The sequence below is a fragment of the Micromonospora parastrephiae genome (assembly GCF_016802865.1).
Lineage (GTDB): Bacteria > Actinomycetota > Actinomycetes > Mycobacteriales > Micromonosporaceae > Micromonospora > Micromonospora parastrephiae.
This window is the reverse complement of sequence record NZ_JAEVHM010000021.1, coordinates 45,351-53,296: the sequence shown is the minus strand read 5'-3', so window position 1 is coordinate 53,296 and position 7,946 is coordinate 45,351. Positions and strand designations below refer to the sequence as shown.

General features: G+C 70.2%; 8 protein-coding genes and 1 pseudogene. 8 read left to right on the top strand and 1 reads right to left on the bottom strand.

Annotated features, from left to right (window positions below):
- Window positions 1-23 precede the first annotated feature (23 nt).
- A complete protein-coding gene (locus JNW91_RS07435) occupies window positions 24-1,484 on the bottom strand; it encodes an SDR family oxidoreductase (RefSeq protein ID WP_203174162.1) in 1,461 nt (486 codons plus the stop codon).
- A 35-nt stretch (window positions 1,485-1,519) separates the two neighbouring features.
- On the opposite strand from JNW91_RS07435, the gene JNW91_RS07430 reads away from it, so the two are divergent.
- The 8 genes and pseudogenes from JNW91_RS07430 (at window position 1,520) to atpA (ending at window position 7,943) form a co-directional block, all read left to right on the top strand.
- On the top strand, window positions 1,520-2,809 hold the full coding sequence (locus JNW91_RS07430) for a serine hydroxymethyltransferase (RefSeq protein ID WP_203174161.1): 1,290 nt from the start codon (window positions 1,520-1,522) through the stop codon (window positions 2,807-2,809).
- Window positions 2,802-3,227: a hypothetical protein gene (locus tag JNW91_RS07425; RefSeq protein ID WP_203174160.1), complete on the top strand. Its 426-nt coding sequence runs from the start codon at window positions 2,802-2,804 to the stop codon at window positions 3,225-3,227. Before JNW91_RS07430 ends, JNW91_RS07425 begins: the two co-directional genes overlap by 8 nt.
- A gap of 189 nt (window positions 3,228-3,416) precedes the next feature.
- Window positions 3,417-3,653 (top strand): AtpZ/AtpI family protein, encoded by a 237-nt coding sequence (locus JNW91_RS07420; RefSeq protein WP_030488045.1) that lies wholly within the window; start codon window positions 3,417-3,419, stop codon window positions 3,651-3,653.
- A gap of 11 nt (window positions 3,654-3,664) precedes the next feature.
- Window positions 3,665-4,462 (top strand): F0F1 ATP synthase subunit A, encoded by a 798-nt coding sequence (gene atpB / locus JNW91_RS07415; protein ID WP_203174159.1) that lies wholly within the window; start codon window positions 3,665-3,667, stop codon window positions 4,460-4,462.
- 66 nt (window positions 4,463-4,528) lie between these two features.
- Entirely contained in the window at window positions 4,529-4,762 is a 234-nt protein-coding gene (locus JNW91_RS07410) for an ATP synthase F0 subunit C (protein WP_030488047.1), read from the top strand.
- A gap of 26 nt (window positions 4,763-4,788) precedes the next feature.
- The gene (locus JNW91_RS07405) at window positions 4,789-5,328 is read left to right on the top strand and encodes a F0F1 ATP synthase subunit B (protein WP_203174158.1); all 540 of its coding nucleotides are present in this window, start codon (window positions 4,789-4,791) and stop codon (window positions 5,326-5,328) included.
- Window positions 5,328-6,149: a F0F1 ATP synthase subunit delta gene (locus JNW91_RS07400; RefSeq protein ID WP_203174157.1), complete on the top strand. Its 822-nt coding sequence runs from the start codon at window positions 5,328-5,330 to the stop codon at window positions 6,147-6,149. Before JNW91_RS07405 ends, JNW91_RS07400 begins: the two co-directional genes overlap by 1 nt.
- Window positions 6,150-6,291: 142 nt before the next feature.
- Window positions 6,292-7,943 (top strand): annotated as a pseudogene (atpA, locus tag JNW91_RS07395) (F0F1 ATP synthase subunit alpha).
- Window positions 7,944-7,946: the final 3 nt, after the last annotated feature.

The following is a 7,946-nucleotide window of genomic DNA, read 5'->3' as shown; positions in this document are numbered from 1 at the left end:
GGGGGTGGGCGTGGTGGGGTGGGTTAGGGGGTTTGTTTGGCGTTGCGGGCTATGTTGCGGGCCATTCCGCCGAAGACCAGCGCGTGGAACGGGGCCACCGACTTCCAGTAGGCGTGCCCGGCCAGGCCGCGCGGCAGGAACACGGCGCGTTGCTGGTAGCGGCTGCGGCCGTGGTCGGCCGGCAGTGCCCGCATCTCCAGCCAGGCCCGGCCGGGTAGCCGCATCTCGGCGCGCAGCCGCAGCAGCTCACCGGGGACGATCTCCTCGACCCGCCAGAAGTCCAGCGCCTCGCCGACCTGGAGGTGGTGCGGGTCGCGTCGGCCCCGACGCAGCCCGACACCGCCGATGAGCCGGTCCAGCCAGCCGCGGATCGACCAGGCGAGGGGGAACGAGTACCAGCCGTTTTCGCCGCCGACGCCCTCGATGACCCGCCAGAGCGCCGTCGGTGACGTGTCCACGACCCGCTCGCGGACGTCGGTGTAGGCGGTGCCACCGGACCAGTCCGGGTCGGTGGGCAGCGGTTCGGCGGGCGCGTCCGGGCCGCTCGCGTTCGACCAGCGGGTTTCCACCTGGGCGTCGCGCACCTTGGCCAGCGCCAGCGCCACCGCGTCGTCGAAGCTGGTCAGCCCACCGGGCGGGTCGGGTACGTACCGGGCGATGTCGTGTTCGTCGGCGACCGCCTCCTGGATCAGGCTCTCCACCAGGGGGCGGGCGATGGCGTTCGGCACCGGGGTGATCAGACCGACCCAGTGCGAGGAGAGCGACGGGGTGAGCGCCCGGACCGGCACGATGATCCGTCGGCGCAGCCCGGCCACCCGGGCGTAACGCTGCATCATGTCGCGGAAGGTGAGCACGTCCGGCCCGCCGATGTCGAAGCCCCGGTTGACCTCCGCCGGCAGGGCGGTGCAGCCGACCAGGTAGCGCAGCACGTCGCGGACGCCGATCGGCTGGATCCGATTGCCCACCCAGCGCGGCGTGATCATGGCGGGTAGCCGCTCGGTCAGGTACCGCAGCATCTCGAACGACGCCGAACCGGAACCGATGATCACCGCGGCCCGGAGCGCCGCCGTGGGCACCCCGCTGTCCAGCAGGATCCGGCCCACCTCGGCCCGGGAGCGCAGGTGCGGCGAGGGGACCGCGTTGCTCGCCGGCAGCGGACCGCCCAGGTAGACGATCCGGCGTACGCCGGCCGCGCGGGCCGCCTGCGCGAAGTTGGTCGCCGCCGTGCGGTCGACGGCCTCGAAGTCGGGCCGACCCAGGGAGTGCACCAGGAAATAGGCGACGTCCACGTCGGCGAACACGGCGGGCAACGTCTCCGGTCGGCTGAGGTCCCCCTCGGCGATCTCGGCCGCCGAGGCCCAGGGCACGTCACGCAGGCGTACGGCCTTGCGGGCCAGGCAGCGCACGGTGTGCCCGTCAGCGAGCAGCAGCGGCGCCAGCCGCCCGCCGATGTATCCGGTTGCTCCGGTGACGAGGCATCTCACGGCTTCCAGTGTGCGGCCCCCTAGACTCGTTCGCTGTGGAGACCGAGACGAGCACCTTCTGGGGGCCGGATTTCGCCCAGCTCAGGGCCACCGACCCGGAGATCGCCGGGGTGGTCCTCGGCGAGCTGGACCGGTTGCGGGGTGGTCTTCAGCTGATCGCCAGCGAGAACCTGACCTCGCCGGCGGTGCTGGCCGCCCTCGGGTCGACGTTGACCAACAAGTACGCCGAGGGTTACCCGGGCCGGCGCTACTACGGCGGCTGCGCCGAGGTCGACCGGGCCGAGGAGATCGGCAACGCCCGCGCTAAGGAGCTCTTCGGCGCGGAGCACGCCAACCTCCAGCCGCACTCCGGGGCGAGCGCCAACCTGGCCGCGTACGCCGCGCTGGTGCAGCCGGGGGACACGGTGCTGGCGATGGATCTGCCGCACGGTGGGCATCTCACCCACGGCAGCCGGGTGAACTTCTCCGGCAAGTGGTTCCACCCGGTCGGCTACACGGTCCGTCCGGACACCGAGTTGATCGACTATGACGAGGTGCGGGACCTGGCCCGGGCGCACCGACCCAAAATGATCATCTGTGGCGCCACGGCGTACTCCCGGCTGATCGACTTCGCCCGGTTCCGGGAGATCGCCGACGGGGTCGGCGCGTACCTGATGGTGGACGCGGCGCACTTCATCGGCCTGGTCGCCGGCCGGGCGATCCCGTCCCCGGTGCCGTACGCCGACGTCGTCTGCGCCACCACCCACAAGGTGCTGCGCGGCCCGCGCGGCGGCATGATCCTGTGCCGGGAGTCGCTGGCCCAGCGGATCGACAAGGCGGTCTTCCCGTTCACCCAGGGTGGCCCGCTGATGCACGCGGTCGCGGCGAAGGCCGTCGCGCTGCGCGAGGCCGCCCAGCCGGAGTTCCAGACGTACGCCGGCCAGGTGGTCCGTAACGCGCAGGCCCTCGCCGCCGGGCTGGTCGCCGAGGGGATGCGCCCGGTGTCCGGCGGTACGGACACCCACCTCGCCCTGATCGATCTGCGCGAGCTGGGGGTGACCGGCGCCGAGGCGGAGAGCCGCTGTGGCGCGGCGTCGATCACCTTGAACAAGAACGCCATCCCGTACGACCCGCAGCCGCCGATGGTGGCCTCCGGCATCCGGGTGGGCACCCCGAGCGTCACCACGCAGGGCATGCGGGAGGGGGAGCTGCGGCAGGTGGCCACCCTGATCGCCCGTGCGGTACGCGCCGATCCGGGTGCCCCGGGCGGCGCCGACGACCTGGCCCGCATCGGCGCCGAGGTGGCCGAGCTGGTCGCCGCGTTCCCCGCGTACCCCCGTGGCTGAGCCCGGGGTGGTCGAAGCCGACACCGACCGGCGTTGGCGGCTGCGGCACCTGCCGGTGCTGCTGGTCGCGTCGGTGGCGCTGGCCGCGGTCGCCGCGGTGGTGGGTGGGGCGACCGGCGGCGTGACCGCCGCGTTCGGCGCGGCGGCCGGCGTGGGCGTCACGGTGTTCAGTTACACCCTCACGACCGTGGTGCTGGCCTGGGCCGACCAGGTCAACCCGCAGCTGGTGCTGCCGCTCGGGCTGGGCCTGTACGCGCTGAAGTTCACCCTGTTGGGTGTGGTGATGGTGGCGGTGGCGTCGACCGGTTGGCCCGGGTTGGTCCCGCTCTGCCTCGGCATCGTCGCCGGGGTGGGAGTGTGGACGGCGGTGCACATCTGGTGGCTGACCACGGTGCATGCCCGTCGGTCGCGGGGCTGACCTGGAGATCGGCCGATTGTCCCATCTATCGGACGCGCGGCAATGTGTCGGCCTCCGGTCATTTTCCGACGGGCGGAAGGGGAGTAGCGTGCCCACAGACGACGCGGCCCCCGAGAAGCCCACACAACGACGGTTGTGCGGGGGGTGAGGCACAGCCTCGTCTTCCCGGCTGATATCGTTCGCCCCGTCATGGCTGGTGACCAAACCCCCCGTCCCGCCGGCGAACCGGACGACATTCCGTCCGGCGCCGGTCAGGGTTGGACCGCGCTCAGCTACCTCATCGGAGGCATGCTCGTGTGGGGTTTCATCGGCTGGCTGGTTGACCAGTGGCTCGACACCGGCGGCGTCGCCACCGGGATCGGCGTCGTGCTCGGTATGGCTGGGGGCATCATCCTGGTCGTCCGCCGACTCGGCACGCCTACTTAGGAAGGGACGCGGTGTTCGGACAGGCGAACGTTCTGGCAGCGGGCCAGGCGGCATTCCCACCCACTGTGGAAGACTTCTACCTGCCCAGCATCCTGCCCTGGGGTGCGCACGACTCCTACTGGTTCACCAAGATCACGGCGATGGTCTGGATCGCGGTCGGCGTCCTGATCATCTTCTTCCTGGCGAGCTACCGGAACCCGCAGCTGGTGCCGACCAAGAAGCAGTGGTTCGCCGAGTCGATCTACGGCTTCGTGCGGAACAACATCGCGGTCGACATGATCGGTCACGCGGGCGTGCGGTTCGCGCCGTACTTCACCACGCTCTTCTGCTTCGTGCTGCTGACGAACGCGTTCGCGATCATCCCGTTCTTCCAGATCTCGCCGAACTCGCACATCGCCTTCCCGGCGATCCTCGCGATCATCAGCTACGTGCTGTTCAACTACATCGGCATCAAGCAGCACGGCTTCGTCAAGTACTTCAAGAACTCGCTGATCCCGCCGGCACCCTGGTACATCCTGCCGCTGCTGATCCCGATCGAGCTCTTCTCGACCTTCATCGTCCGGCCGTTCTCGCTCGCGGTTCGTCTCTTCGCGAACATGTTCGCCGGTCACATGCTCCTGCTGGTCTTCACGCTCGGCGGTTTCGCGATGCTGAGCGCCAACACCTGGCTGGCCCCGGTCTCGGTGCTCTCCTGGGTGATGACCATCGCGCTCACCTTCCTGGAGTTCCTGGTGATCGTCCTGCAGGCATACGTCTTCACCGTCCTCACCGCCAGCTACGTGCAGGGCGCGCTCGCCGAAGAGCACTGATCCACCGCACCAACCGTTGTCGTCCCGCGTGAGAGTCACGCGTGATAACCAGGAGGAACCACACCAATGGACGCTAGCGTTCTCGCCGCGGTAGAGGGCAGCACCGCCGCCATCGGCTACGGCCTCGCGGCCATCGGCCCGGGCATCGGCGTTGGCCTGGTCTTCGCCGCCTACATCCAGTCGACCGCCCGCCAGCCGGAGTCGTCGCGGATGACCCTGCCGTACGTCTGGATCGGCTTCGCCGTCATCGAGGCGCTGGCGCTGCTGGGCATCGCCTTCGGCTTCATCTGGGCCGGCTGATCCCGCCCATAGACCGGGAGGTAACCATGTACTTCCTCGCCGCTGAGGGTGGTGAGTCGACCCACAACCCGATCATCCCGCTCTGGCAGGAGATCGTGGTCGGTTCGGTCGCCTTCGCCGTGCTCTGCTTCGTGCTGATGAAGTTCGTCTTCCCGCGCATGGAGCAGACGTTCCAGGCTCGGGTCGACGCGATCGAGGGCGGCATCAAGCGCGCCGAGGCCGCTCAGGCCGAGGCGAACCAGCTGCTCGAGCAGTACCGTGCGCAGCTCGCCGAGGCGCGGACCGACGCCGCCAAGATCCGTGACGACGCTCGGGCCGACGCCGAGGGCATCCGGCAGGACATCCTCGCCAAGGCGCGGGAAGAGTCCGACCGGGTCATCCAGGCCGGCAAGGACGCGCTCGCCGCCGAGCGGGCCACCATCGTGCGCGAGCTGCGCGCCGAGGTCGGCACCATCGCGGTGGACCTGGCCAGCAAGATCGTCGGTGAGTCGCTGACCGACGAGGCGCGGCGCAAGGGCACCGTAGACCGGTTCCTGAGCGGTCTCGAGAGCACGGGGGCCCGCTGATGCAGGCCGCCAGCCGGGAGTCGTACAAGGTCGCGGCCGAGCGCCTCGACGCGTACGTCCGCGGCACCGACGCGGTCGCCGTGGCTCACACCGCGAACGACCTGCTCGCGGTCGCCGGGCTGCTGCGACGCGAGCCTCGGCTGCGCCGGGCGCTCTCGGACCCGGCCCGGTCCGGCGCGGACCGCGCCGAGCTGCTCGGCGGGATGCTGCGCGGCAAGGTCGGCGACGGGGCTCTCGACCTGCTCGCCGCTCTCGTCTCCGGCCGGTGGTCGGCGCCGTCGGAGCTGCTCGACGCCGTCGAGCGGCTCGGCGTGGAGGCGGTTCTGGCCAGCGTCGACGCGACCGGCGAGCTGGGCGAGGTCGAGGACGAGCTGTTCCGCTTCGGGCAGGTCGTCGCCGGCGAGCCCGCGCTCTCAGCGGTGCTGTCCAACTCGGCGGCCCCGCTGGACCAGCGGGGCGTCCTGGTCGGCGAGCTACTGGCCGGCAAGGCGCACCTGTCCACCGTCCGCCTCATCGAGGTGGCGCTGGCCGGCTTCGGGGGGCGCGCCTTCGCGGGATCGCTCACCCGGCTCGTGGAACTCGCCGCGGAACGGCGGGACCGCCAGGTGGCGTACGTCACCGTGGCGGCTCCGTTGAGTGACGAGGAAGAGCAGCGCCTGGGCGCGAGCCTCGCCGCGATATACGGTCGAGAGGTCTCCGTCAAGCAGACGGTCGACCCCCACGTCCTGGGTGGCGTGAGCGTGCGGGTCGGCTCCGACCTGTACGACGGCACCATCCTGCGCCGCCTCAACGAGACCCGCAACGCGCTCGCGAAGCGCTGAGCGGTTTCGCCGCCGAGCAACGCGGTGGCTCCGCCGCCTCAGCGTTGGGGCGGCTCAGCCGCCCAGCGCCCGGATTGACAGACGCCATTCGGACCGGTCGGTACTAGGTATCCCGGGCCCCTGAATTTTAAGGAAGCAGAGGATGGCCGAGCTGACCATCTCGACGGAGGAGATCCGCGGCGCCCTGGAGCGCTACGTCTCCTCCTACTCGACCGACGTCTCCCGCGAGGAGGTCGGCACCGTCGCCGACACCGGTGACGGCATCGCCCACGTCGAGGGCCTGCCCTCGACCAAGACCAACGAGCTGCTGGAGTTCGAGGACGGCACGCTCGGCGTGGCGCTCAACCTCGACGTCCGGGAGATCGGTGTCGTCGTTCTCGGTGACTCCGCCAAGCTGGAGGAGGGGCAGCGCGTCAAGCGCACCGACCGGGTGCTCTCCGTGCCGGTCGCGACGCCTTCCTCGGCCGCGTGGTCAACGCGCTCGGCCAGCCGATCGACGGCCTCGGCGACATCGCCGACGAGGGCTACCGCGAGCTGGAGCTGCAGGCTCCGAACGTGATGTCCCGGCAGTCGGTGTTCGAGCCGCTGCAGACCGGCATCAAGGCGATCGACGCGATGACGCCGATCGGTCGGGGCCAGCGGCAGCTGATCATCGGCGACCGCAAGACGGGCAAGACCACCGTCGCCCTGGATGCCATCCTCAACCAGCGGGACAACTGGCGCACCGGCGACCCGAAGAAGCAGGTCCGCTGCATCTACGTCGCCATCGGCCAGAAGGCCTCCACGATCGCCTCCATCAAGGGCCAGCTGGAGGAGGCCGGCGCGATGGAGTACACCACCATCGTGGCCTCCCCGGCGTCCGACCCGGCCGGCTTCAAGTACATCGCCCCGTACACCGGCTCGTCCATCGGGCAGCACTGGATGTACGGCGGCAAGCACGTCCTGATCGTCTTCGACGACCTGAGCAAGCAGGCCGAGGCGTACCGGGCCGTGTCGCTGCTGCTGCGTCGCCCGCCGGGCCGCGAGGCGTACCCGGGTGACGTCTTCTACCTGCACTCCCGCCTGCTGGAGCGCTGCGCGAAGCTCTCCGACGAGCTGGGTGGCGGCTCGATGACCGGTCTGCCGATCATCGAGACGAAGGCCAACGACATCTCGGCCTTCATCCCGACCAACGTCATCTCGATCACCGACGGCCAGATCTTCCTGGAGACCGACCTGTTCAACCAGGGCGTCCGTCCGGCGATCAACGTCGGCACCTCGGTCTCCCGGGTCGGTGGCGCCGCGCAGGTGAAGCCGATGCGTAAGGTTGCCGGTTCGCTGCGCCTCAACCTGGCCCAGTACCGCGAGCTGGAGGCGTTCGCCGCCTTCGCCTCCGACCTGGACAAGGCATCCCGGGCCCAGCTGGACCGCGGTGTCCGGCTGGTCGAGCTGCTCAAGCAGCCGAACTACTCGCCGTTCCCGGTGCAGGAAGAGGTCGTCACGGTCTGGGCCGGCACCGAGGGCAAGCTGGACGACATCCCGGTGGGGGACATCCGGCGCTTCGAGTCGGAGTTCCTCCAGTACCTGCGGCACAAGCACGCGGGTGTGCTGGCCGGAATCGCCGACAACCAGTGGGGCGACGACATCATCGGCTCGCTGGACGCCGCGATCACCGAGTTCAAGCAGGTCTTCCTCGGTAAGGCGGATGAGCGCAAGGTCAACGACGCGCCGGCCGCGCCGCTGGAGGGCGACGAGAACCGCGAGACGGTGACCCGCTTCCGCGACGGCGCGACCGACCGCCCGGCCGAGAGCTGATCT

Excerpts from the sequence above, each read along its gene's own strand:
- JNW91_RS07420 (WP_030488045.1), top strand. The coding sequence starts at position 3,417 with ATGGCTGGTGACCAAACCCCCCGTCCCGCCGGCGAACCGGACGACATT.
- JNW91_RS07410 (WP_030488047.1), top strand. The coding sequence starts at position 4,529 with ATGGACGCTAGCGTTCTCGCCGCGGTAGAGGGCAGCACCGCCGCCATC.
- JNW91_RS07405 (WP_203174158.1), top strand. The coding sequence starts at position 4,789 with ATGTACTTCCTCGCCGCTGAGGGTGGTGAGTCGACCCACAACCCGATC.
- JNW91_RS07400 (WP_203174157.1), top strand. The coding sequence starts at position 5,328 with ATGCAGGCCGCCAGCCGGGAGTCGTACAAGGTCGCGGCCGAGCGCCTC.